Origin of the sequence: Microbacterium oxydans (assembly GCF_006540085.1) — a bacterium.
GTDB classification, from domain to species: domain Bacteria; phylum Actinomycetota; class Actinomycetes; order Actinomycetales; family Microbacteriaceae; genus Microbacterium; species Microbacterium oxydans.
This window is the reverse complement of the sequence record NZ_BJOG01000009.1, coordinates 20,835-45,858: the sequence shown is the minus strand read 5'-3', so window position 1 is coordinate 45,858 and position 25,024 is coordinate 20,835. Positions and strand designations below refer to the sequence as shown.

At 69.3% G+C, this 25,024-nt stretch carries 21 protein-coding genes; 10 read left to right on the top strand and 11 right to left on the bottom strand.

From position 1 onward, the window contains the following. Window position 1 precedes the first annotated feature (1 nt). The 4 genes from MOX01_RS16820 to MOX01_RS16805 are packed head-to-tail and all read left to right on the top strand — an operon-like array spanning window position 2 to window position 5,384. Window positions 2-1,099 (top strand): ABC transporter permease, encoded by a 1,098-nt coding sequence (locus tag MOX01_RS16820; protein ID WP_230977975.1) that lies wholly within the window; start codon window positions 2-4, stop codon window positions 1,097-1,099. Window positions 1,100-1,121: 22 nt separating this feature from the next. Then, window positions 1,122-2,609 carry an FGGY-family carbohydrate kinase gene (locus MOX01_RS16815; protein ID WP_141370665.1) on the top strand — a complete coding sequence of 496 codons (1,488 nt, stop codon included), beginning with the start codon at window positions 1,122-1,124 and terminating at the stop codon, window positions 2,607-2,609. Then, window positions 2,609-3,682, top strand: coding sequence for an aminopeptidase (locus MOX01_RS16810; RefSeq protein WP_141370663.1), 1,074 nt, complete (start codon window positions 2,609-2,611; stop codon window positions 3,680-3,682). The genes MOX01_RS16815 and MOX01_RS16810 overlap by 1 nt, the downstream gene beginning before the upstream one ends. Window position 3,683: 1 nt before the next feature. Beyond that, the gene (locus MOX01_RS16805; RefSeq protein WP_141370661.1) at window positions 3,684-5,384 is read left to right on the top strand and encodes a dihydroxyacetone kinase family protein; all 1,701 of its coding nucleotides are present in this window, start codon (window positions 3,684-3,686) and stop codon (window positions 5,382-5,384) included. A 13-nt stretch (window positions 5,385-5,397) separates the two neighbouring features. Here the strand turns inward: MOX01_RS16805 and MOX01_RS16800 are convergent, their stop codons facing one another. The 3 genes from MOX01_RS16800 to MOX01_RS16790 form a co-directional block, all read right to left on the bottom strand. Continuing rightward, the gene (locus MOX01_RS16800) at window positions 5,398-5,844 is read right to left on the bottom strand and encodes a hypothetical protein (protein ID WP_061016936.1); all 447 of its coding nucleotides are present in this window, start codon (window positions 5,842-5,844) and stop codon (window positions 5,398-5,400) included. Window positions 5,845-5,954: 110 nt separating this feature from the next. After that, window positions 5,955-6,731 (bottom strand): inositol monophosphatase family protein, encoded by a 777-nt coding sequence (locus MOX01_RS16795; protein WP_141370659.1) that lies wholly within the window; start codon window positions 6,729-6,731, stop codon window positions 5,955-5,957. A gap of 63 nt (window positions 6,732-6,794) precedes the next feature. Beyond that, the gene (locus tag MOX01_RS16790) at window positions 6,795-7,163 is read right to left on the bottom strand and encodes a VOC family protein (RefSeq protein WP_058631632.1); all 369 of its coding nucleotides are present in this window, start codon (window positions 7,161-7,163) and stop codon (window positions 6,795-6,797) included. Window positions 7,164-7,225: 62 nt separating this feature from the next. Here MOX01_RS16790 and MOX01_RS16785 point away from each other — a divergent pair, with 62 nt between their 5' ends. Next, window positions 7,226-7,675, top strand: coding sequence for a MarR family winged helix-turn-helix transcriptional regulator (locus MOX01_RS16785; protein WP_141370657.1), 450 nt, complete (start codon window positions 7,226-7,228; stop codon window positions 7,673-7,675). Window positions 7,676-7,686: 11 nt separating this feature from the next. Here the strand turns inward: MOX01_RS16785 and MOX01_RS16780 are convergent, their stop codons facing one another. Genes MOX01_RS16780 through MOX01_RS16770 form a run of 3 tightly spaced genes read right to left on the bottom strand, consistent with a single transcriptional unit; the run spans window position 7,687 to window position 10,633 of the window. Then, a complete protein-coding gene (locus tag MOX01_RS16780; protein ID WP_058631633.1) occupies window positions 7,687-8,460 on the bottom strand; it encodes a heme ABC transporter ATP-binding protein in 774 nt (257 codons plus the stop codon). Beyond that, window positions 8,457-9,530, bottom strand: coding sequence for a FecCD family ABC transporter permease (locus tag MOX01_RS16775; protein WP_141370655.1), 1,074 nt, complete (start codon window positions 9,528-9,530; stop codon window positions 8,457-8,459). Before MOX01_RS16775 ends, MOX01_RS16780 begins: the two co-directional genes overlap by 4 nt. Continuing rightward, complete coding sequence (locus MOX01_RS16770) at window positions 9,527-10,633, bottom strand: heme/hemin ABC transporter substrate-binding protein (protein WP_141370653.1); 1,107 nt, start codon at window positions 10,631-10,633, stop codon at window positions 9,527-9,529. The genes MOX01_RS16775 and MOX01_RS16770 overlap by 4 nt, the downstream gene beginning before the upstream one ends. Window positions 10,634-10,796: 163 nt before the next feature. On the opposite strand from MOX01_RS16770, the gene MOX01_RS16760 reads away from it, so the two are divergent. Both MOX01_RS16760 and MOX01_RS16755 read left to right on the top strand, forming a co-directional pair. After that, the gene (locus MOX01_RS16760; RefSeq protein ID WP_170224303.1) at window positions 10,797-14,984 is read left to right on the top strand and encodes an HtaA domain-containing protein; all 4,188 of its coding nucleotides are present in this window, start codon (window positions 10,797-10,799) and stop codon (window positions 14,982-14,984) included. Between the two features lie 105 nt (window positions 14,985-15,089). After that, window positions 15,090-15,404, top strand: coding sequence for a hypothetical protein (locus MOX01_RS16755; RefSeq protein ID WP_058631637.1), 315 nt, complete (start codon window positions 15,090-15,092; stop codon window positions 15,402-15,404). A 3-nt stretch (window positions 15,405-15,407) separates the two neighbouring features. Here the strand turns inward: MOX01_RS16755 and MOX01_RS16750 are convergent, their stop codons facing one another. From MOX01_RS16750 to MOX01_RS16735, 4 genes are read right to left on the bottom strand one after another with little or no spacing between them, the layout of a single operon-like run. Further along, window positions 15,408-16,013 (bottom strand): zinc-binding alcohol dehydrogenase, encoded by a 606-nt coding sequence (locus MOX01_RS16750; protein WP_082108549.1) that lies wholly within the window; start codon window positions 16,011-16,013, stop codon window positions 15,408-15,410. Between the two features lie 44 nt (window positions 16,014-16,057). Continuing rightward, a complete protein-coding gene (locus tag MOX01_RS16745) occupies window positions 16,058-16,882 on the bottom strand; it encodes an enoyl-CoA hydratase/isomerase family protein (protein WP_141370648.1) in 825 nt (274 codons plus the stop codon). Continuing rightward, entirely contained in the window at window positions 16,879-18,171 is a 1,293-nt protein-coding gene (locus MOX01_RS16740; RefSeq protein WP_141370646.1) for an FNR domain-containing protein, read from the bottom strand. The genes MOX01_RS16745 and MOX01_RS16740 overlap by 4 nt, the downstream gene beginning before the upstream one ends. Beyond that, a complete protein-coding gene (locus tag MOX01_RS16735) occupies window positions 18,168-19,748 on the bottom strand; it encodes an amino acid adenylation domain-containing protein (RefSeq protein WP_170224302.1) in 1,581 nt (526 codons plus the stop codon). Before MOX01_RS16735 ends, MOX01_RS16740 begins: the two co-directional genes overlap by 4 nt. A gap of 248 nt (window positions 19,749-19,996) precedes the next feature. On the opposite strand from MOX01_RS16735, the gene purM reads away from it, so the two are divergent. From purM to MOX01_RS16720, 3 genes are read left to right on the top strand one after another with little or no spacing between them, the layout of a single operon-like run. After that, entirely contained in the window at window positions 19,997-21,112 is a 1,116-nt protein-coding gene (gene purM, locus MOX01_RS16730; protein ID WP_046746859.1) for a phosphoribosylformylglycinamidine cyclo-ligase, read from the top strand. 6 nt (window positions 21,113-21,118) lie between these two features. Continuing rightward, window positions 21,119-22,591, top strand: coding sequence for an amidophosphoribosyltransferase (gene purF / locus MOX01_RS16725; protein WP_046746860.1), 1,473 nt, complete (start codon window positions 21,119-21,121; stop codon window positions 22,589-22,591). Then, window positions 22,588-23,904, top strand: coding sequence for an MFS transporter (locus tag MOX01_RS16720; RefSeq protein WP_058631643.1), 1,317 nt, complete (start codon window positions 22,588-22,590; stop codon window positions 23,902-23,904). Before purF ends, MOX01_RS16720 begins: the two co-directional genes overlap by 4 nt. 9 nt (window positions 23,905-23,913) lie before the next feature. Here MOX01_RS16720 and MOX01_RS16715 read toward each other — a convergent pair whose 3' ends face one another. Further along, window positions 23,914-24,948, bottom strand: coding sequence for a LacI family DNA-binding transcriptional regulator (locus MOX01_RS16715; protein WP_113680999.1), 1,035 nt, complete (start codon window positions 24,946-24,948; stop codon window positions 23,914-23,916). Window positions 24,949-25,024 lie beyond the last annotated feature (76 nt).

Sequence of the window (25,024 nt, the reverse complement as noted above, 5' to 3'; positions counted from 1 at the left end):
CATGCCTCAGTCGCCCCCTCCCGGGCAGTTCGCCCGGATGAACGACCAGGTCGATCGGTCGGTGCGCTCCCTGCTCGGCCGTATCCACGTCGGCCGCGGCGTCGGTCGGATGCTGGTGCTGTTCGCGCTCGCCTTCGGACTGTTCGCGATCCTGAACCCGAGGGTCTTCCTCAATCCGATCAACCTGCAGAACATGATGGTCGCCTCGCCGGAGGTGGGCATCCTGGCGATCGCCATGGCCCTCGCGATGCTCACCGGCGGGATCGATCTGTCCCTGGTCGCGATCGCGAACCTCTCGGCGATCACGGTCAGCACGATGTTCACCGCGATCGCGAGCAGCGATCCGGCCACGGCGGAGTCGATGGGCGGCCTCATCGCCCTGGTCGGCGTCCTGGTCGGCGCGCTCGCGGGAGCCGTCAACGGTTTCCTGATCGCAACCGTCGGCATCACGCCCATTCTCGCGACGCTCGCCACGATGCAGATCTTCAACGGCATCGCGATCGTGTGGACAGGCGGCACCACGCTCTACGGGGCCCCGGCGGTGCTCTCCTCGGTCGGGCAGGCGACGGTCGGCGGCATCCCGATCCTGTTCCTCGAGTTCCTCGTGGTCGCCGTTCTGATCGGGGTGCTGATCTCGCGCACGCCGTTCGGACGACGTACGCAGCTGCAGGGCGCGAACCCGACGGCGGCGATGTACTCGGGTATCCGCAGCACGAGCGTGCTCTACGGCACGTATGTGACGACGGGGCTGCTCGGCGGCATCGCAGGGCTCGTGTTCCTCTCACGCAACCCCACCGCGAGCGCCGACTACGGCACGTCGTACGTGCTGCTCGTGATCGTGATCGCCGTGCTCGGCGGCACGAACCCGACCGGCGGCTTCGCGACCATCACCGGCGTGGTCCTCGCGACGCTCGTGCTGCAGGTCGTGCAGTCCGGCTTCACGGCCATCCGGCTCTCGGCATATGAATACGCGATCGCGCAGGGGGTGATCCTGATCGCCGTGATGGTGTTCGATCAGGTGAGGGTGAGGCGAAGGCCACGCCGCGCACCGAGCAGCCAGACCGAGACGATCGCGCTCGCCGAGATCCCCCGCGCCTGAACCGCATCCGAAAGGCATCCTGATGGAACTGTTCCTCGGCATCGACGTCGGAACGTACGAGACCAAGGGCGTGCTGGTCGATGCCACCGGTCACGTGCACGCCGAGGCGCGCTCTCGGCACGGCATCAGCACCCCGGCGCCCGGCATGGTCGAGCAGGACGCGGATGCGGTGTGGTGGCATGACCTCGTCGAGGTCGCCTCGACTCTGCGTCAGGCGGTTCCGGATGCCCCGATCGTCGCGGTGGCGTGCAGTGCGATCGGTCCGTGCGTGCTCCCGGTCGATGCCGAGCTGCGTCCACTGCGCCCTGCGATCCTCTACGGCGTCGACACCAGGGCGACCGAGGAGATCGATCTGCTCGAGACGCGTCTCGGGCGCGAGGAGATCTTCCGGCGGGCGGGCAACGCCCTCACGAGCCAGTCCTCGGGGCCGAAGATCCTGTGGATCGAGCGCAACGAGCCCGAGGTCGCCGCCCGAACCCGGTGGTACCTCACGAGTCAGAGCTACCTCGTCGCGCGCCTGACCGGTCAGGTCGTGATCGACCATGCGACGGCCGGCTACTTCCATCCCTGCTACGACCTCGCCCGGCTCGAGTGGAACTTCGACGGGATCGACGACCTGATCCGTCCGGACACTCTGCCCCCGCTCGGCTGGTCGACCGACGTCGCCGGTACCGTCACTGCCGCGGCTGCCGCGGCGACCGGCATCCCCGAGGGAACTCCGGTGCTGGTCGGCACGACCGACGCTGTCGCAGAAGCGGTCGGCGCCTCGGTCATGGCGGCCGACGACCTGATGCTCATGTACGGATCGAGCGGCTACTTCATCCGCGTGACCGACGAGCCGCACGCGGATCCGCGGCTGTGGGCTGCGCCTTTCGCCTTGCCGGGACGCTACGTGCTCGCGGCCGGAACCTCGACGGCCGGCACGGCGACGCGATGGATCGCCGACCTGCTCGGGCTCGACCACGGCGACGGCGACACCGCGATGTTCGGGCGCTTGATGGAGCTGGTGCGCGCGGCACCTCCGGGTGCGAACGGCGTGCTGCACCTGCCGCACTTCAGCGGGGAGCGCACACCGCTGCACGACGCCGATGCGCGAGCATCCTTCAGTGGCCTCACGCTGTCGACGGGCCGTGCCGACCTCGCACGCGCGGTGGTCGAGGGCGTCGGGCAGTCGATCGCGCTCGCCGTCTCCGCGTTGCTGGATGGCGGTGCCGCAGCGCCGCGCGTGGTCGCGATCGGCGGCGGAACGCACAATGAGGTGCTGGTGCAGACGGTCGGCGACTTGACGGGCCTTCACCAGCGCACGGCCGCAACCCTCGGAGCCGCGTACGGGGATGCGATGCTCGCAGCGATCGGGCTCGGCATCGTGACCGAGGAGCAGGCCGCGAGCTGGGTCGCCTTCTCGGGCGAGGTCGCGCCCGACGAGGACCCCAACCCGCAGCTGCAGACGGCCTACGAACGATTCCCGAAGAAGTACCGCGCGCTGCGCGCGCTGAGAGAGGTGGACTGATGAGCAGGTGGCAGGAACTGGCCGTGCATCTGGCCGAGGTGAACGAGGTCGGGCAGGGGACGAGGGTCTCGGTGTTCGCGACCACGGCTTCCGTGCTCGACGCGGTCGACGCCTTCGTCGAAGAGGTGTACCGCCGTGGCGGGATGCCCCAGGTGCTGCTCGTCGAGGAGAAGTACGACCGCTTCGCGCTGGAGCACGCGAGCGAATCCCTGCTGCGCGAGGCGGCACCTCTCGAGCTGGCATCGATGGAGTGGGCAGACGTGCACGTCTCGTTCCGTGGCATGGAACCGCCCGCGGATGAGATCGACGGCACCAGGCTCAGCCTGCAGCGGGAGGGCAAGGGCCTCGTGTCGACCGCGCGTTGGCAGGGAACGAAGTGGACGCTCGTGCGCATCCCCACGCCCGAATGGGCGACGCTGATCGGAGTCCCGAGGGAACAGCTGGAGCAGGAGTTCTTCGCCGGCACCCTCGCCGACTGGACCGCGCACCGCACCCACCTCGATCGGCTGTGCACCGAATTGAACGCCACCTCGCTGGTGCGCATCCTCGATGACGACACCGACCTGCGCCTGAACTGCGCCGGTCGCACCTGGGTGCCGTTCGCAGGGGAGGCGAACCTGCCCGACGGTGAGGTCGCGACCGCTCCGGTGGAAGACGGCGTCGACGGGCACATCACGTTCCCCGGCTCGTTCTGGTTCGGCGGGGCGACCATCACCGACCTCCGGCTCGAGTTCGTCGAGGGGCGAGTGGAGAAGGTGTCGGCCACCCGTGGCCTCGACCTCGTGGAGCGCATCCTCGAAGCCGACGGCGCTCGCCGCGTGGGCGAGCTCGGCATCGGCACGAACCCCCATGTGCAGACCATGACCGGCGACCTGCTGATCGACGAGAAGATCCTCGGCACCGTGCACATCGCGCTCGGTCGCTCGTACCCGCAGTGCGGGGGCACGAACGAGTCGGCGATCCACTGGGACATCGTGAAGGACCTCCGCGCCTCGGGGCGGCTCGAGGCGGATGGCCGGGTGCTCATCGACCGCACGACGTACGACCCGATCCTCGCCGGGCAGGAGAGCTGACATGCGCAAGATCATCAATGACCCCCAGTCGTTCGTCGACGAGACGCTGGAGGGCATCCTCCTCGCCCACCCCGATGAGCTGCGGGCGGTCACCGCGGACCGGCGCGCGCTGGCGCGGACGGATGCTCCGGCACCGGGGCGCGTCGGCATCGTCACGGGTGGCGGCTCGGGACACCTGCCGTTCTTCCTCGGATACGTCGGCCGCGGGCTGTGCTCGGCGGTCGCCGTGGGCAACGTCTTCTCCTCGCCGAGCTCCGCTCAGATCCACGCGGCCTCGGTGGCCGTGCACTCGGACTCCGGACTCCTCTATCTCTACGGCAACTACGGCGGCGATGTGCTGAACTTCGACATCGCGGCCGAGCGCTGCCGCGCCGAGGGCATCGAGGTGCGCACGGTGCTCGGGGCGGACGACATCCAGTCCGCACCGAGCGAGCGGGCGGAGTCGCGCCGCGGGGTGGCCGGGCTCGTCCTCGTCTACAAGGTCGCCGGAGCGATGGCCGATCGCGGTGCCTCTCTCGCCGAGGTCGAGCGCGTGACCCGCAAGGCCGCCGATTCGACTCGCACGATGGGCGTCGGCCTCTCGCCGACCGTTCTCCCGGCCGCGGGGGAGGAGACCTTCACGCTGGATGAGGGCGAGATGGAGATCGGCGTCGGCATCCACGGAGAGCGCGGCAGCCACCGCGGCCCTCTCGAGACGGCCGATGCCATCACGGATCGGTTCCTGGTCGAGATCGGTACCGAACTCGACCTGAGTGAGGGACGGCGCGTTGCCGTGCTCGTGAACGGTCTGGGATCGACACCGCTCGAAGAGCTGTACGTGATCTATCGCCGGGTGCACCACGCGCTCACGGACGCCGGAGTGACCATCGGCTACCGGCTGATCGGCGAGTACGTCACGAGCCTGGAGATGGCTGGAGCCTCGCTGTCGATCATGCAGCTCGACGACGAGCTGGAAGAGCTGCTGCACGACCCTGCAGGGTCGCCCTTCTTCCGTCAGGGAGCGGCCCCGGTGGGGGATGTCCGCACGGCCGAGACCGCACTGGATGACGACGCGGCCGCCGTCGACGTGACCGTGGCCGGATCTGCCAGCGAGGCGCGCGACCTGCTCCTGACCGTGCTGCCGCGGATGCAGCGGCACCGCGAGGAACTGCGTGCCCTGGATGCCGCGCTCGGAGACGGCGACCTCGGCGTCACGGTAGCGGTCGGCAGTGCTGCGGTCGCCGATGCTCTGCAGCAGCTCCCGGACGACCTCGATGCCCGCAGCGTCCTTCGTGCCTCGGGCGATGCGTTCGCAGCGGCGAATCCCTCCACCTTCGCGGCACTGATCGGAAGCGGCCTGCTCGCCGCGGCGGAGCAGGCGCCCGTGGGTGAACACCTCGACCGTGCGGGTCTCATCGACGTCGTGCGCACCGTTGCGGCGAGGATCGGCGCTCAGGGCGGTGCGGTGCGCGGTGACAAGACCGTCATCGACGTGCTCCTCCCGATCGCTGAGGCGCTGGATGCCGGGGCGGATGCGGCCGGGGCTTCGAGGGCGGCGCTCGCCGCGGTCACCGAGAGCACCGGATGGCAGTCACGACGCGGTCGCGCCGGATGGCAGCAGGAGCGCTCGGTCGGTCATGCAGACCCCGGTTCGGTCGCTGTCATGCGCTTCGTCGAGGAGATCGTGCGGGCTCAGGACGGGACCGGCGGGCCCGAGGCCTAGAGCATGCTTCGAATCAGCCCCGCCTGCGGCTCGCGATTTCGTCGGTGAGCAGCTGCACCTCGGCAGGGTCCGCATCCTCGGCGAGGGCGACGTAATGGTCCAGGACCGCCGGCCGGTAGCGCACGGGCATCGTCTGTCCTGGCGCGAGCCGGGTGAGGTCGGTGATGGTGAGGTCTTCGTCGGCGATACCGCGGAACGAGATCCCGTCGGCGGTCTCCACGTCGAGCATCAGGACCACACGGGGGTTGCTGTTGACCTCTCGCCAGTCGACGAGAACGCCGAGCGCAAGCTCGCCCGTACGCAGTTCTGCATTGCGAGTGCGTGCCTCACCGCTCAGGAGCGGGTTGGGGGCGACTCCGGGGAAGTCGGGGCCGACGCCCAGTGATTCCCGACTGAGGTCGGGCCTGAGCTGCGCCATCAGGTCGTCGAGCTTCTGCTTCCTCTTCTTCGAACCGAACATCCTGGCCCTCCCTCGCACCCCTTCGCCGTTGCCGGTATCCCGGCCTGGCGCGTCGCCTTCACCGCGATTGTATGGTGCCGGGCAGATCCCTCCGGGCTTTGCCAGATCCTCTAGTCGACCGGCAGATGCGGCGGGTGAGCGACGATGCCGCCGCGCATCGTCGCCGGACGCTTCACGATGAGCCCGGCCTCTTCGGCGATCAGCGCGCCCGCCGCCCAGTCGAACTCGTACAGGTCGGTCTCGATGAAGGCGTCGACGCTGCCCTCTGCCACGAGGCACAGCCCGAGCGCTGCCGAGCCCACGCTGCGGAGATCCGTGAACGCCGACATCCTCGCCGGCAGGTCGGTGAGCTGCCGCGCCCGCTGCTCGGCGTCGTACGAGAAGCCGACTGCGAGCAGCACAGGGGTCGCGTCTGCTGCCGGCCCGTGAAGCCTTCGCCGCGTGCCGCGGGACTCGCGGTACGCCCCCAGTCCCGCTCCGGCGGAGTAGACGTGCTCGAGCTCGGGGGCGTGCACCACGCCGGCGAGCCAGGTGCCGGAGCTCACGTCCTGCACCGCGACGGACGATCCGTAGTGCGGCAGTCCGCGCACGAAGTTCGAGGTGCCGTCGAGCGGGTCGATCGACCAGCGCAGCGCGGAGCCGGTGCCGGTGGTCGCGTACTCCTCACCCGACACCTCGTCGTCGGGGCGGTGTTCGGCGATCACAGCGCGAATCGCGCGTTCGGCGCGCAGGTCGATCTCGGTCACCACGTCGCCGGACGCGCCCTTCGTGCGAAGGCCGAGTGCGTCGGGCGATGCATCGCGCTCGTCTGCCGCCTCGGCGAGGACTGCGGCGCCGGCAGCGGCGGCGGAGAGGGCGATGTCGAGCAGTTCGGATGCAGACGGCATGGCGTATCGATCCTCCGGTGGGCGATCCTCCAGCGTAGCGGCGGGCAGGCACGCGGCGGGGAGTCAGGCGCGGTCGTGGAGGGTGATCCGGTACCCGTCGGGGTCGGCGAACGTGAAGGTCCGACCGAACGGGCCGTCGATCGGTTCCGCGACGATGGTGTGTCCGTCGGCGAGGAGTGCATCGTGGATGGCCTGGACATCGGTGGCGTGCAGCCAGATGGCGGCGCCGATGCCGGGCTGGGCTACGCCGGTCAGGTCGGTGCCCGGTGCGATGTCCCGGAGGGCGAACGCGATCGGTGCGGTCTCGAAGACGACGGCGTGGGGAGGGCCTGCGGGAGAGCGGACGAGGCCGAGGTAGCGCTCGTAGAACGCCTGGGAGGCGGCGAGGTCGCGCGCCTGCAGGGAGATGAAGTCGGGGCCGGTGACGGGCATGGGAGAATCCTTCGCTTTGTGTCAGTTTTCTGACATAGGCGAGTGTATGTCAGAATACTGACATGAGTCAAGACCGCGCAGGCATCGACCTCGACACGTCGTTGGGCTACCTGCTGAAGGAGGCATCGAGCGCTCTCCGCACCGCGATGGAAGAGGTGCTGCGTCCGCTCGGCATGACCATCACCCACTACTCCTGTCTCGAACTGCTCTCCCAGCGGCCCGGCCTGTCGAACTCCGATCTCGCACGGGGCGCATTCGTGACGAGGCAGTCGATGAACGTCCTGCTCCAGGCGCTCGAACGCGAGGGGTTCGTCACCAGGCCGTCGGAAGCGCCTGTCGGAAAGACCCTCCCCGCCCGCCTCACCGAGCGCGGCCGTGAAAGTCTCGCGACGGCGACCGCGGCCGTCCGCTCCGTCGAGGTCCGGATGCTGTCCGGTATGACGCAGGAGGAGCAGACGGAAGCACGGAAGATCCTCCGAAGCATGATCCGCTCGCTTCGCGAAGAGTCCTAGCCCCGCAGGGTTCAGCGCCGAGCGACCACGAGCGGCACACCGGTCGTGGGGTGGGGGAACACGTCGACCGCCTGGCCGTACACCTGCTCGATCCGCTCGGCAGTGAGCACCTCGCTCGCTGTGCCTGTCGCCGCGACACGGCCGCCCGTGAGCAAGGTGACGCGGTCGGCGTGCGCGAGTGCGGCGTTGAGGTCGTGCAGCACGATCGCCACCGCGATCCCCGTGTCAGCGAGTCCCCGGATCAACCGCATGACGTCTTCGTGGTGCTTGAGGTCGAGAGCAGCGGTCGGTTCGTCGAGCAGCAGGACGCCGGTGGCCTGGGCGATCACGCGGGCGAGGGCGACCCTTGCGCGCTCGCCGCCGGACAGTGAGGGCACGGCCCGCGATCCGAGCGCCGTCACCTCGGTCTGTGTCATCGCTGCGGACACCAGCTCGTCGTCCTCGTCGGCCGCGGGTGTGCGTGCCCACGGAGTACGCCCCATGCGCACGACCTGTTCGGCGCTGAAGGGAAACGTGACGGTGTTCTCCTGCAGGAGGACAGCGCGCTGCTGGGCGAGCGTGCGCGGCTTGATCCGGTCGATCGACCGCCCGTCGAGCTCGACCGTCCCTGCGTGAGCCGGCACGTCTCCGGCGAGCACTCCGAACAGGGTGGACTTGCCGGCCCCGTTCGGCCCGACCAGGGCGTGGATCTCTCCGCGGTGGATCTCGATGGAGGCGTCGTCGAGGATCGTCCGTCCTTCGCCCACGCGAACCGTGAGCCCCGATCCGCGCAGCCGCACGTTCATGCCCATCCTCCCGAGCGACGGCGGGTGCGCACGAGCAGCCACAGGAAGAAGGGCCCGCCCACGAGCGAGGTGATCATGCCGATGGGCAGATCGGCGAGCGGTACGGCCGTACGCGCGACGAGGTCGGCGACGGCGATGAGCAGTGCGCCACCGAGAGCCGAGGCGATCACGAGCGGCAGGTGGGCCGGCCCGATCAGCATGCGCATCAGGTGCGGGACCACGAGCCCGGCGAAGCCGATGATCCCCGCGAACGCGACCGCCGCGCACACCAGCAGCGCGACGGTCACGATGACGACGATCCGCAGCAGCTCGACATTGACGCCGAGGTGCCTGGCGGTGCGCTCGCCGAGGGCGAAGAGGTCGAGGCTCGGTGCCACGATCAGCGCGATGACGACGCCGATCAGCACGAGGGGTGCGACGAGCTGGATGTTCAACCACAACGCGCCGTTCAGCGATCCCAGCTGCCAGAACACGATCTGCTCGCGCGTCGACGTGGTGCCGAGGAACGTGAAGAACGCCATGCCGGCGCCCGCGATCGCGTTGATCGCGATGCCCGTCAGCAGCAGGGTCACGACCTCGGTGCGACCACCGGACCGACTGATGAAGTACACCGAGAACACTGCGACCAGCCCCCCGAGGAACGCGAACGCCGGCGTGGTCCACATGCCGAACGTCGCGAGTCCGAAGGTGATGCTCGCTGCCGCGCCGAGCGCTGCGCCCGAGGAGACCCCCACGACACCGGCGTCCGCGAGGGGGTTGCCGAAGATCGCCTGCATGAGCACACCCGAGACGGCGAGGGCGGCGCCGACGAGCAGCCCGAGCACGATGCGCGGCATCCGCAGATTGAAGATCACGCCGTAGTCGGTGGAAGCCGTCGGCGCCCACGCGGTGTCGATGCCGACACCGCGCAGCAGCACTCCGATCAGCGATGCGGGGGAGAGGTCATACTGTCCGCTCGTGATCGACACGATGCAGGTGACGGCGAGCGCGACGATCAGGCCGACCGCCACCAGCGCGAAGCGCAGACCCCGGTGTCTCGAAGGGGTCGGGGTGACGACCTCGCCGGTCACGTCGCGGGCTCGGGGGCGTAGAGGGCGCGAGCCAGGGCCCCGATCACGTCGGCGGTACGTGGACCGAAGCTGAGGATCTCGCTGTCCGCCATGTCGATCACGCGGCGATTCGCTCCGGCGGGGGTCTCTGCCACGGCGGGGATCCGCTCGATCAGTCCGTCGATGCCGCCGACCGACTCCAGGCCGTCGGTCATCATCACGAGGACGTCGGGCTGTGCGGCGACCAGGGCTTCCGCGGTCATCGGCTTCATACCCTCCCAGCCGATCTCGGCCGCCACGTCGACACCGCCGACGGCGTCGATCAGCGAATCGGCTCCGGAGTCCTCGCCGAAGATGTAGTAGACGTTCGCGCTGCCGCGCACGTACAGGAACAGCATCCGTGCGCGTTCGGCTTCGTCGGCGGGAACGACCTCGGCGATCTCCGCGAGCGTCTCGTCGACCGATGCATCCAGCCGCTGGATGAGTGCTTCACCGCGGCTCGGCACACCGAGAGCGGCGGCGATCTCGGTCACCAGCTCGTCGGTGGTGTCGAGTCGCCGGTCGCTGGAGATCACGACGACCGCGATTCCCGCGTCGCGCAACTGCTGACGCACCTCCTTCGGGCCGATCGTGGTGTCGGTGAGGACCACGGTCGGGGCCAGCTCGAGGATCGCCTCGGCATTGAGCGTGTGACCGGTCTTCGTCACGACGGGAAGGTCTTCGGTACCGGCGAAGACGGTGGAGGCGTCGCGACCGACGACCTGATCGCCGAGGCCGAGCGCGAACACGGTCGATGCGATCGTGCCCGAGATGTCGATCGGGAGGATGCGGTCGACGTCGCTGATCTCGACCTCGTGGCCCTCGTTGTCGGTCACGGTCACAGGCAGCTTCGGAGCGCTGTCGTCGTCGACGGGCTCGATCGCGTGACTCGACAGGCAGGCGGTCGAGGGGCCTTCGTGCGTGCGCACGTCGTCGATGAGGTCGAGCGAGGCGAGCGGGACGGATGCCTGCGGGCAGTCGTCATCGGCGACGGAGGCCGGTGCCGAGGTGGCCTCCGGTTCTGCGCAGGCGGTGAGCCCGAGGGCGAGAACGGCGACGAAGAGGAGGGCGGGAACTCGACGCATTAGGCAAGGCTATCCTAAAACTTGACGCGCGATGATCCGCACCTCTACGCTCGGGACCGGCGGCTTGCTTAGCTAAGCCTAACCAAAACTCCTTCCTCGCCCGACTGCATTGCGGCACCGCCGGCGCGCCTGCTTCTCGGTGCGCCCGGAGCCGTGGAGAACCGTGAACACCACAGCCCCCGCACCCTCGGTGAGCACCCGCATACGCGTGCTGCTCGCCGCTTTCGTCTCCCTTCTCCTCGTCGCCGCCGGCGCGGTGATCGTCCCGCCAGCGCATGCTGCCGGCGCTGCGGTCACCGCGACGGTCGCGTCGGCAACCACCTCCGGCGTGAGCGTGCAAGTGCAGGCCGCCGGCCTGCCCGAGGTCGAAGGCACGTACGCCGCGCTGATCATGAAGGGCACGGAGTCGGGACTCAGCGGCGGGGGCGGGTATGCCGCGTTCGTGATGCCGACCGTCGCCGCCGGCGCGAGCTCGTTCACGCTCGATGCACCGGCCGGATCGCTGGATCGGACGAAGTCCTACGAGGTGCTCGTGTGGCAGAAGCACTCGAACCCCAGCGACGCCACCATCTACGGTCGCGGCGATGTCGTCATCTCGTCCGGACAGTGGGACGCCGTGTTCGGTCCCGTGCCGACCGATCCCGGTACCGACCCTGGCACCGATCCTGGCACCGACCCCGGCGCCGATCCTGGCACCGACCCCGGTACGGACCCCGGCACCGATCCGGGTACCGATCCGGGCACCTCGCCGAAGTCTGCGGCGATCGAGGTCTTCCTCGCCGACGGCACCACGCCGGCCGCAGGCGCCGCTCTCAAGGCGGGCGACAGGGTCGTGGTGAAGGGATCCGGCTACGACCCGACGGCGAACCTCGGCACCGAGGGGCGTGGCGTGCCGATCCCGAAGCACCTCCCCCAGGGCACCTACGTGGTCTTCGGCAACTTCGCCTCCACGTGGCAGCCGTCGACCGGTGCCGCATCGTCAGCCCGTTCGGTGGGCGCGCAGGTCTGGGCTCTCGCCGAGGGCGTGCTGAACCAGGTCCCCGCCCAGTACCAGGGCGCGATCCGCGCGCAGTGGGTCGACATCGCGGCCGACGGCACGTTCCAGACCACGCTGACGCTGAAGGATGCGTCCGCGACTCCTGGCTCCTACGGTGTCTACACGTACGCGGCCGGTGGGGTGGTCAACGCCGATCAGGAGCGCAGCGTCGCCCTGAACTACACCGAGGCTCCGGCCGTCTCCGCGGTCGTGAAGTCAGCGACCGCGAAGGACGGCCTGACCGTCACGGCATCCGGCTCGAAGCTGGGAGCGATCACCGGCGCGTACGTCGCGCTGATCGAGAAGGGCACCGAGGCGAACGTCACCGGCAGCAGCGGCTTCCTGGCCATGCAGTGGGTGCGTCCGATCTCGGGCGGGGTCTTCACGATCGACCTGACCACTGCCGCTGACACGCTCGACCGCGCGAAGTCGTACGAGGTCATCGTGTGGAAGCAGCACTCGAACCCCGATGCGAGCACCATCTCCGCGCGTTCGACCATCGCCATCTCCGACGCGCAGTGGGAGATTCTGCGGCCGGCCCCCGTATCCGCCGCGATCGAGGTGTTCCTGGCCGATGGCACGACTCCGGCTGCCGGGGTGCCGCTCAAGGCGGGCGACAGGGTCGTGGTGAAGGGATCCGGCTACGACCCGACCGCGAACCTCGGCACCGAGGGGCGTGGCGTGCCGATCCCGAAGCACCTCCCGCAGGGCACCTACGTGGTCTTCGGCAACTTCGCCTCCACGTGGCAGCCGTCGACCGGTGCCGCATCGTCGGCCCGTTCGGTGGGCGCGCAGGTCTGGGCACTCGCCGAGGGCGTGCTGAACCAGGTCCCCGCCCAGTACCAGGGCGCGATCCGCGCGCAGTGGGTCGACATCGCGGCTGACGGCACGTTCCAGGCGACCATCACCCTGAAGGATGCGGCGGCGACGCCTGGCTCCTACGGTGTCTACACGTACGCGGCCGGTGGGGTGGTCAACGCCGATCAGGAGCGCAGTGTCGCCCTGAACTACGGTGTCGCGTCGGGCGTGACCACGACGGTGAAATCTGCGAGCGCGAGCGGCGGGCTCACCGTCACCGCCTCCGCCTCCCAGCTCGGCGCGATCACCGGCGCCTACGTCGCGCTGATCGAGAAAGGCACCGAGGCGAACGTCACCGGCAGCAGCGGCTTCCTGGCCATGCAGTACGTGCGGAACATCTCTGGTGGCGCGCTCTCGGTCGACTTGACCGCAGCCACCGACACGCTCGACCGCGCGAAGTCGTACGAGGTCATCGTGTGGAAGCAGCACTCGATGCCCGATGCGAGCACGATCTACGGGCGGAGCACCGTCACGGTGACCGGCGCGCAGTGGGACACGCTGTTCCCTGCGGGGCCGACGACGACGACGACGGTGAAGACGGCGACGGCGAAGGACGGCCTGACCGTCAACGCCGCAGCCACGAACCTCGGCGAGATCCCCGGCGCCTACGTCGCACTGATCGAGGCCGGGACCGAGGCGGAGGTGAGCGCCGACGGCGGTTTCCTCGCGATGCAGTACGTGCAGAAGGTCACGTTCGGTGCCTTCGCGGTCGACCTCACGACCGCGGCGAAGAACCTCGACCGCACGAAGTCGTACGAGGTGATCGTGTGGAAGCAGCACTCGATGCCCGATGCGAGCACGATCTACGCGCGCTCCACCGTGACCATCACGCCGGCGCAGTGGGATGCCCTGCTCGACGTGAAGAACCCTGAAGTACCGGAGACACCGGGCACACCGGTCACGCCGACCGCTCCGGCGGCGAGCGTTCCGGGCGGCTCCCTCCGCTGGGCCATCTCCTCGTCGTTCACCGACTACATCACGGGCAACATCGCGAAGGGGTCCATCGCGGTCTCCGACGGCGCGACCCGTTCCGGCGGTCAGTTCCAGTTCGGCCAGACCGTCGGGGGCGACTTCGACGTGAACACCGGTCTCGGCAGCGTCGTGTACCGCGGATCCGTGCGCTTCACCGGACACCAGGGCGTGCTGGACGTGACGGTCTCGAACCCGTCGATCCGCATCACCTCGACGAACGCCGCGACTCTGTACGTCACCAGTGGCGGCGCGCAGGTGCCGTTCGCGACGCTCGATCTGTCCGGGGCGGCGCGCGTCGCTGCCAACGGCGCGGTGACCTACACGGCGGCTCCCGCGGCGCTGACCGCTGAGGGACGCGATCGGGTGCTCTCGGGCTACGGCACGGCACTGAACCCGGTGACCTTCACGATCGGCTCGGTCGCCTCAGCGCCCGCCGGATCGAGCGGCACGGTCGCCGCGGCGGTCGTGAAGCCGAAGGTCACGCTGCCGTCGACCCCGCCGGCGACCGCGGGAATCGAGGCCGACGAGGCCGCTCTGGCCGCACTCGCCGCGGGGCAGCCCGCGACGGTGTCCGCATCCGGATTCCGGGCGAACGAGCAGGGGATCAAGGTCGTCGTGTACTCGACCCCCGTGCTCCTCGACACGGTGGCGGCCGATGAGAACGGTGTCGCGACCTGGTCGGGTGCCCTTCCCGCCGCCCTCGAGGACGGCGAGCACACGCTCACGTTCCAGGGCTCCGTCAACCGTGGTCTGGTGTTCACCCTGAACAGGGCGACGGCGGCGATCGGCGTCTGCACGGTGGAGGGCGCCACGCTCAAGTGGGGCTACAAGGAGTCGTTCCGCACCTACATCGAGGGCATCGCGAAGGGGGGCTGGACCCTGACCGACGTGACCTATGAGTACCCCGACTACGTGTGGGGGAACGGGGCGGGATCCCTGGACGACGAGAGCCTCGCCGGCCTGATCACCTTCGGCGGCAGCATCACCTTCACGGGTCATGACGGCGCGCTGAACACGACACTCGCGAACGCGGCGGTCGAACTCGCGGGAGACAAGGGCTACCTCGTCTTCGACGTGACCGGCACGACGCAGGGCGGGGAGAGCATCGATCAGAAGGGGGTCCGCCTCGCGGAGTTCGCCCTCGGTGATGCCGCAGTCGTCGATGGCGCGCTGACGCTCGACGCGATCCCCACGACGCTGACCGAGGCCGGGGCCTCAGCCTTCGGCACCTACGCCGCGGGGGAGGAGCTCGATCCGGTCACGGCTGTCATCCCGGTCGGCGCGGACTGCGGCGTCGAGGCGGAGAAGCCGGAATCCGACTCGGAGGCGACTGCGGTGGTGACTGCCGCGGAAGAGCCCGCCGACGCCGAGGGTGCTCCGGTGTGGCCGTGGATCGTCGGTGGCCTGGTCGTGGTCGCCCTCGCTGCGCTGATCGCCCGTCGCAACCGGGTGGCGGAGACCGCCGAGATGACCACCGAGGTCTGATCGCGGTGACACGGAACGGCCCTCCCCGCAGCAGACGTGGGGAGGGCCGTTCTGCCGCTCGTGACACCGGTGCACGGCGGCCGTCGTCGGTGGGACAATGGAGACATGACCCCCACCGACTCGCACCAGACCGTCGAAGCGACCGTGCGCCGCGTGCCGCGGTACGGCGTGCTCATGGGCATCGGCGTCGTGGTCGGTGTGATCGCGGCCGGCATCCTCACCTGGACCGGCAGCTTCGACGAGTCTCAGGCCCTCGACATCGTCTACCCGCCCGGCCAGGTGTTCGGCTTCCTGTTGCTGTGGACGGTCCCGATCGGGATCGCCCTGGGGGGCGTCGTCGGCCTGATCCTGGAGCGTCTCGCCCGTCGCCATGACCGGGTCGTGCGGGTCGACCGCGAGACCGTCGTCGACGAGGACTGACCGCTACGCCAACTCGGCGATCACCGGACGGATCGCGGCATCGAATGCCACGACATCGCGGCGCAGTCCATCGGTCACGGCGACCGTGAGAGCCCCGATCCACCAGATACCGCGCTGCGAGAACGGCAGCACCTGCACGTTCAGCTCGAACGAGTGGGCCCGGCGACCGACCTCGCGCTCGAACTCCGCGATCGCGCTGGCATACGCGCGGTAGGCATCGCCGCCGGTATGGCTCTTCATCGAGGTCACGTACCTGTCGTGCGCGGCACGCGCATACAGCAGGGCCGACGTCGCCTGGGGTGCGATCGCCGCCATCAGCTCCTCGGCACCGCGGGCGGGTAGCGCGACCAGGGTGTCGAATCCGTCGATGAGTTCGAGCGGCACATCCGAGGGGTGGGCGCGAGGTTCCACGGTCATGTCCCAGTAGTGGCGCCACTGCGCTTCGAGATCGGGCGAGGCGTCGGCGGCATCGGGGGCGCGGACGGCGAGTTCCCGCAGGCTCGGCAGGTCTTCGGGAACCCGGATCCCGAGTTGTTGCCGCAGTGCGAGCGCGACGAGCACCGGAACGCTCGCGTCTTCGCGGATGAGCCACTGCGGCTTGTCTGCCATGGCCCCATCGTAGGCGGATGGTCGACGGCGGCGGCCCTCCGGGTTCATATGTCGTCGGGTGAGAACTCGGGTGGACGCTTGGCGAGGAATGCCCGGATGCCCTCGTCACTGTCCTGATGCGTGAAGGCGATGCCGTACAACCGCGTTTCCTCCGCAAAGGCCGTGCTCCTGTCTTCCTGCACAGCGGCTCGCAGCGCCTGACGGGCCATCGCGGTGGCGGCGCGCGAGCGGCGTGGCCCCGAGGAGAGAGCCGCGACCGCCTCGCGAAGGACGCCGTCCCTCGGCGCGAGACGGGTCGCGAGGCCGTGCGCCTGCGCCCCGACACCGTTCAAGGCCCGACCGGTGAGCACCATCTCCGCCGCCAGTCCTGGCCCCACCCGCTCGACGAGTCGCCGAACTCCCCCGAAGCCGGGAAGGAGGCCGAGAGTCGGCTCCGGCAGAGCGAAGTGAGAATCCGGTGTCGCGTAGATGGTGTCGCAGGCGAGCACCAGCTCCAGGCCGCCCCCTACCGCGGGGCCGTCGACGCACGCGATCGTCGGGCACGGCGAATCCTCGATCTGCGACAGGAGCGACTTCGCTGCCAGGGCGATCCGTCGTCCTGCTGCGGCCGGGTCGTCGGACACCCGCGCGACGTGCAACTCGCCGATGTCGGCTCCGGCGCAGAACGCGGACCCGGCTCCGCTGAGCACGATGCCGGACAGCGTCAGGTGCTCGAGGGTGCGGAAGGCGCGACCGAGCTCGGTGAGCATGAGGGCGGACAGCGCGTTCCGCCGCTCCGGTCGCTGCAGCCGGATGTGGGCGACGGGACCCTTCGTGATGACCTCGATCGTCTCGTAGCTGTGCTCCATGGTCTCCCGATCGCCGTTCATGAGTCCCAGATCGCGCCGAAGGCGGGGATCCCCTGCTGTTCGAGTCCTTCGACGATGGACCAGGTGGTGGTGCTGTTCGAGATGCAGATCACTGCTTCGGCTCCTGTCGTGGTGACGGCGTGGCGGGCGAGGGCGAGGAGGTCGGGCTTGCCGTCGGAGGCGGTGTCCCAGACGAGGGCATCGGGGACGGCCCTGCGGATCTCGGCGACCAGCTCGGTCCCGTAGGTGCTCTGCGGAGCGCGTGCAGACCAGACCAGGTGCGCCGGCGCCGTGCCGGCGAGCAGATGCGGCAGGCACGGACCGATGCCACTGCCGGTGGCCACCCAGACCACCTTCCGGAACAGCTTGTCGATGTTGCCGACGCCGGCGGTCGGGATGCCCTTGACCCACACGTATCGTGGCTTGTCGTCGATGAATCTGCTCGTCCAGTCGCCGGCGCGCGAGATCGTCAGCCGGAAACCCGGCTCGCCGGGCGACGGCACGTTCGCGAAGGAGTGCCATTCGAGCAGCGGATTGCGACTGATCGACGTGGAGGACCCGGCGAACGGGGTGACGCCGTAGTCGAACCGGGCGATCGCGACGTGGCTCGACGGTGTCGAGATGTCGACGGGGACCCTCCGCAGCCGCATCCAGGGGAGCGCGACGCTCACCGTCGTGGCGACGAGGAGCCAGAGCCCAGCGGAGGAGAGCACCTGCAGGAGCGAGGCCTGCGCGTCGACGAGCGTCGCGACCGTCTGCACCCAGACGAGGACCAGCAGCAGCCAACCGCCCAACCGGTGGGTGACCTCGAAGGCGTCGTGCCATCGCGCACGCAGGGGCGGCAGGGCGGTGACGAGCATCGCGATGAGGGCCGACGAGCCCAGGACCGCGGTGATCGCGAACAGAGGCGAGGGCCCGTCGGAGATCGTGAGCACGCAGAACGCGACGTACCAGGCGGTCGCGCTCACGGCGGCGCCGACGTGCACCCCGCCGAAGCTGTAGATCTTGCCGAGACCCCACCTCACGCGAAGCGGGGCCGTGGAGCGGATGCTCGTCGCCAGCCGGAACAGGGCGTTGATCACATATTGCTGACGGACGATCGCCGCCACGAACACGTTGACACCGGCGACGACGAATGCCTGCTCCGCGGTCGGAGACGGATTCGCAGCCCACGCGACGAGATTCAGCAGGACGGTCGCCAGCGCGAGACGGTTGTACGGCCTGAGACGGCGGGACCGCCGCAGCCGGGACCACCGGCCCGGGAGCGGCGGTGTGTCGAGCGTCGCTGCGGAGAGTGAGACGCCGGTCATGCCACTCGCCTCGGTCGTGCGCCCGTATCGATCATGCGCAGCACCGCCGCGCGGTCGGCCTTGCCCCGTGCCGTCAGGGGGATCCGATCGACGGTGATGATGTCGGACGGCACGCAGTAGTACGGAAGCAGCGCGGCGACGGCGGCCCGTGCGGCCTCGGGGTCTGCGCTCGCCGGGGTGATCACGGCTCCGAGGCGTCGCGCGTCGAGCTGCACGGTGACCGCCGTGGTGCAGGACAGGCTCGTCTCCAGCGCCCGCGACACCGAATCGAGTTCGACGCGGAATCCGCGTACCTTCACCTGGTCGTCCGTGCGGCTCAGGTGCTCGAGTTCGCCGCGAGACGTCCAGCGGCCGACATCGCGGGTGCGGAACATCAGCCCGCCGTCGGCAGAGAAGGGATCGGGGAGATAGCGCTGCGCCGTCAGTTCCGGATCACCGATGTATCCGAGGGTGACGCCGGCGCCGCCGACCCACATCTCGCCGATCTCCCCCGCGGGAACCGGTTGCCGTTCGTCGTCGAGCACATAGACCGTCGTGCCGGGAACGGGGGTCCCGATCGACAGTGCTCGGCCGGGAACATGCTCCACGAGGGTGTTGATGATCGTGATCTCCGTCGGCCCGCACGAGTTCAGGAAGCGATGCTCCGCCGCCCACTCGTCGGCCAGCGCCTGTGGGCAGCGCTCGCCGGCGACGACGACGGTGCGCGCGTGGCAGCGTGCGGACGAGAGGGTGCTCACGATGCTGGGCGTCGCGATGAGCACATCGACCTGCTCGGCGGTCTCGGCGATGTCGGAGCCGCGGATCACCAGAGTTCCACCGTTGACCAGCGTTCCGAGGATCTCCCACATGGCCATGTCGAACGCGATGTTGAGCACCTGGCCGACCGTCGTCCCTCGGCCGATGCCCAGATCACCCGGGGTATTGCGGAACAGGTTCACGAGGTTGCCGTCCGTGACCTGGACACCGTTGGGCGATCCCGTGGTGCCTGAGGTGTAGATCACGGCGCAGACGTCCGACGCGCGCCGGTCCACGGATGCGCGCGTCATGACCGCTCCTGCGTCGTCGAGCTGCGTGTCGTCGAGCTGCGTGTCGTCGAGCTGCGTGTCGTCGAGCTGCGTGTCGTCGATCAGGGCGGTGTCGATCACCATGGCGTCGACGGCTTCCGGCATGGCGTCGAGGAACTCCTCGGTCGTGAGTGCGATGCGCATGCGCGATGAGGCCGCCACTCGACCGAGCAGCATCCGTGGGGAGATCCGTGCATCCTGGGGGGCATACGCCGCGCCGGTCTTCAGCACGGCCAGGATGCCGATGACCATCGGGATCGAACGCTGCACGAACACGCCCACCACGTCACCGCGTCCGACGCCACGCGAACGCAGCCGCGCGGACAGTGTCTCGGCAGCTCGATCGAGCTCGGCGTAGGTCATCGCGGCGGACAGGTGCCGCACCGCCGTCTCGTCGGGCTGCCGATCGACTCGCGCTTCGAAAAGGGCGGTGACGGTCGAGGTCGATACCTCGTGCGCGGCCGAACGCGCGGGTGAGGCCGCCGAGGCAGCAGGGGCGATCGAATCGGTCATCGAGTGTCCTTTCCCTCCGCCCCGCATGCGGATCCCGTGGCCGGAAGGACGACGACGGATCGGGGCGTGAGCGCCAACGCTAAGGAGCGCCTCGGCGGGTGGGGGGAGTTCTTTCAGAACGGTAAGGAACCGAGGGGTCTCGTAACTTCGGGCGTCATCATGTCGACCCGGAACCGGTCCGGACCGCCGAAGGTCCCGCCTCGGACTTCGCGGAGAGAGTGGCCTGCTCCGGGCGGTAGGCTGGGGGCGTGGCTGCCTCCCCCACCAACCCCTATTCCGAAGCCGGCGTCGATACCGCTGCAGGTGATCTCGCCGTCGAGCTGATGAAGTCCTCCGTACGCGCGACGCACGGCCCCGAAGTGCTCGGCGGTGTCGGCGGATTCGCCGGCCTGTTCGACGCCAGCGCGCTGCGCGACTTCCGTCGTCCGCTGCTCGCGACCAGTACCGACGGCGTCGGCACGAAGGTCGCGATCGCGCAGGCCATCGACAAGCACGACACGATCGGCCAGGACCTGGTCGGCATGGTCGTCGACGACATCGTGGTGGTGGGCGCGAAGCCTCTCTTCATGACCGACTACATCGCGTGCGGCAAGGTCTATCCGCAGCGCATCGCCGACATCGTGCGCGGCATCGCCGAGGCATGCTCCGCGACCGGCACGGCTTTGGTCGGCGGCGAGACGGCGGAGCACCCCGGTCTGCTCGGACCGCGCGACTACGACGTGGCGGGGGCGGCGACGGGTGTGGTCGAGGCGGATGCGATCCTGGGCGCCGACCGCGTGCAGGATGGCGATGCGGTCATCGCCGTGGCTTCCAGCGGACTGCACTCCAACGGCTACTCCCTCGTGCGGCACATCATCACCGGTGCCGGCATCTCCTACGGCGACAACGCCGCTGACTTCGGAACTACGTGGGGCGAGGCGCTCCTCGAGCCGACCCGCCTGTACACGCTTCCGCTGCTGCGCCTGATCGAGCAGCTGTCCGGCGGCGTCCACGCGCTCAGCCATGTCACCGGCGGCGGCATCGCGGCGAACCTCGCCCGCGTGCTCCCGCAGGGCAGCTGGGCCGAGGTCGACCGCAGCAGCTGGTCGCCGAGTCCGGTCTTCCGTGTGCTCAGCGACATCGCCGGCTCCACGCTGGAATCTGCCGAGGGCACCTGGAACCTCGGCATCGGATTCCTCGCGGTGGTCGCCGCGGACAAGAAGGACGCCGCGATCGCCGCTCTGAACGCCGAGGGCATGCCCTCGTGGCAGGTCGGGACCGTGGGCTTCGGCCCGCGTCCAGCCGGTGAATTCGAACAGGGCGCCAAGGGCGTCGATGGTGGAGCAGTGCGCCTCGTCGGCGCCTATGCGGACGGAGCGAAGTAAGAGCCCATGTGCGGCATCGTCGGAATGGTGGGCTCTGCCCCGGTCAATCAGGACATCTACGACGCACTCCTGCTGCTGCAGCATCGCGGCCAGGATGCGACGGGCATCGCGACCGCCGAGGCGAACGGCGTGATGCACAACGCCAAGGCACAGGGCATGGTCCGCGAGGCCTTCCGCACCCGAGACATGCGCGCCCTGCTCGGCAACGTGGGTCTGGGTCATGTGCGCTATGCCACCAAGGGCACGGCCTCGAACGAGGAGGAGATGCAGCCGTTCTACGTGAACGCGCCGTACGGCATCATCCTCATCCACAACGGCAACCTCACCAACACGCGTGAGCTCACGGCCGACATGGCCAAGCGCGACCGTCGCCACCTGAACTCCTCGAGCGACACCGAGCTGCTGCTCAACGTGCTCGCGGGTGAGCTGCAGAACACCACCTCGACCGTCGACCTCGACCCCGAGCGGGTGTTCGAGGCCGTCGCCCGCACGCACGAGCGCATCGAGGGCGCCTATGCGGTGATCGCGGTGATCGCCGGATACGGTCTGCTCGCCTTCCGTGACCCCTTCGGCATCCGCCCGCTGATCCTGGGCCGTCGTCCTTCGACCGTCCCAGGGGCCGAGGGCAAGGACGAGTGGGTCGTCGCGAGCGAGTCGCTGGTGCTCGAGAACGGCGACTACGAGGTCGTGCGCGAGGTCGAGCCCGGTGAGGCCGTCTTCATCACCAACGACGGCGAGCTGTTCTCCCAGCAGTGCGCCACCGCCGCGACGCTCGCGCCCTGCGCGTTCGAGTACGTCTACCTCGCCCGCCCCGACTCCGTCATGAACGGCATCTCCGTCTACGAGTCGCGTCTGCGCATGGGCGACAAGCTCGCCGACACGATCGCCAAGCATGTGCCGATGGACAAGATCGACGTGGTCATGCCGATCCCCGACTCCTCGCGCCCCGCCGCGATGGAGGTCGCCCGCAAGCTCGGCATCGAGTACCGCGAGGGCTTCTACAAGAACCGCTACGTCGGCCGCACCTTCATCATGCCGGGGCAGGCGGTGCGCAAGAAGAGCGTCCGCCAGAAGCTCAACGCGATGTCGACCGAGTTCCAGGGCAAGAACGTGCTCCTCATCGACGACTCGATCGTGCGGGGAACGACCTCCAAGGAGATCATCCAGATGGCGCGGGATGCCGGAGCCGCCTCCGTCACCTTCGCGTCGGCAGCACCGCCCGTGCGGCACCCGCACGTCTACGGGATCAACATGCCGTCCCGTCACGAGCTCATCGCCCACGGACGCACGATCCCCGAGATCGCCGACGAGCTCGGCTGCGACCATCTCGTGTATCAGGAGGTCGAAGACCTCAAGGCCGCGATCACCGAGGGTTCCGTGCTCACGGATCTCGACATGAGCTGCTTCGACGGCCGATATGTGACCGGCACGGTCTCCGACGAGTATCTCGCCTGGGTGGAGGGGTCGCAGACTTCATGACGATGCCGAGCGCACGACCGCTGTGGCAGGGTCGGGCTCTCGCACTCGTGGGGATCGTCCTGGTGGCGTTCTCGCTGCGTTCCGCGGTCGCCTCCCTGTCGCCGGTCATCGATCACGTCGCCGCGGACTTCCCGGTCTCGCCCGTCGTGATCGGTCTGATCGGTGCCGCGCCTCCGGTGTGCTTCGCGATCTTCGGTCTGCTCACGCCCCTGTTCGAGCGGCGGTTCGGTCTGGAGCGGATGGCCGTCGCCGCGATCACGCTGATGGCGGCCGGCATGCTCCTGCGCGGCGTCGCGCAGGACTCGACGAGCCTGCTCGCGGCCACCGCTCTCGTGTTCGCGGGTGTCGGTTCCGGCAACGTGCTGCTGCCGCCGTTGGTCAAGAAGTACTTCGCGGACCGTCTCGGCGTCATGATGACGGCCTACTCGACCACGCTCGCCGTCTCGACGTTCCTGCCACCTCTGGTCGCGGTTCCCGTCGCCGACAGTCTCGGCTGGCGGGTGTCGCTCGGCATGTGGGGTGTGGTGGCCGCTCTCGCTCTGGTTCCCTGGATCACGCTGCTGGTGCGTTCACGCTCCGAGCCCGACGACCGCGCGATGACCACGGAGCTGCTTGTCCCGGATCCGACCGACGGCGTGGACGACGTCCGCGACGCGGTGGCCGCATCCACCGGACCCATCACGACCCAGTCCGCCAACCCGAAGGCGTTCGGGCGGCTGTGGCGGCTGCCGCTGGCCTGGTCGCTCGCTCTCGTGTTCGGCACCTCGTCCACCATGGCGTACGTCGCTTTCGCGTGGCTGCCCACCATGCTCGTCGACATCGGCGGCGTCACCCCGGCCACGGCAGGGTTCCTGCTGTCGCTGTTCGCTCTGGTGGGTCTGCCGTGTTCGATGCTCGTCCCCGTGCTCGTGGTGCGTTTCCAGGCCACCAGGCCCCTGTTCTTCGTGGCAGTGGCGGCGGGACTGGTCGGCCTTCTCGGACTGCTGCTCTTCCCGACCGTCGCTCTGCCGCTCTGGGTGGCGATCTTCGGCCTCACGGCCATCATGTTCCCGCTCAGTCTCGTGCTGCTGAGCATCCGCGCCCGCACACCGGAGAGCGCCGTGGCGCTGAGCGGTTTCGTGCAGAGCATCGGCTACGGGATCGCGGCGACCTTCCCGCTGCTCGTCGGGCTCCTCCACGAGACCACCGCGGGCTGGCAGGTTCCGCTGCTGGTCGTCGCGGGAGTGCTCGTGGCCTCCATCCCCGCGGGCATCGTCGCAGGTCGTCGGCGCACGGTCGAGGACGAGTGGGAGCGCCGGCACGGGCGCTGGTGATGCGCTCGATCAGCTCACCGACCGCGGCGGGGCCGTCGACGAGCGCACGATGAGCTGAGGATCGGTGGAGGGCATCTCGCCCACCGCCTCATGGCCCTCGATCTGCGCGATCACCCGGAGCGCCGCCGCGCGACCCATGGCCTCGAAGGGCTGGCGGACGGTCGTGAGTGCCGGGGAGGCGTAGGCGGCGAGGGCGATGTCGTCGACGCTCACCACCGAGACGTCGTCGGGAACGCTGCGTCCGGCCTCATGCAGCGCGCGGATCAGGCCGAACGCCATCTCGTCGCTGCTGACGAACACGGCCGTGGCCTCGGGGATGGCGGCGATCGTCCGACCGGCGCGGTAGCCCGACTCGGGTGTCCAGTCGGCGGGGATCAGCGGCGGGGGCACGATCCCGCGGTCGCGGAGCGTCTGCTCCCACGCCTCGCTGCGCTGCTGCGTCTCGGTCCAGTAGTCGTCGCCCGACACGTGCCACACGGTCTTGTGGCCGAGGTCGAGGAGATGCTCGACCGCGAGGCGGGCGATCGCGCGCTGATCGACGGCGAGCGGTGCATCCTCTTCGAGAGAGGTGCGCTCGCTGCGGGTCGCGGGCGTGCGCTCGGTGCGCGCCCTCATGGCCGGGCTCTCGAGTTCGAGCGGCACTCCGAGGATGATGCCCTCGGCTCCCTGGCGCTCGAGTCGGTCGAAGGCTTCGAGGAAGGCCTCGGCCGACGCGTGATCGGCGACGGCTGCGGTCGAGACCGTGTATCCGTTAGCCGCCGCCGCCTGTTGGATGCCGACGCCGAGCGCTGCCGACGAGTAGCGGTCGGTGGAGACGACGATCACACCCAGCACGCGTGTGCGACCGGACGCCAGCGAGGCGGCAGCGGCGTGCACCCGGTAGCCGAGTTCCTCGACCGCTGCCAGCACGCGCCTGGCGGTGTCGGGGCGCACGTTGTCCTGCCCCGACATGACGCGGGAGACGGTCTGTGTGGAGACACCGGCAAGCTGGGCGACATCGACCTGGCTGGGGGCGCGGTCGTCTCTCGGGCGACGAGGTGACATGTGCTCAATGGTAGCGATCAATCGGCGTGAATCCAGGAGGCGCGGAGTATCGTGATGCGATAATGTGAACGCAAAC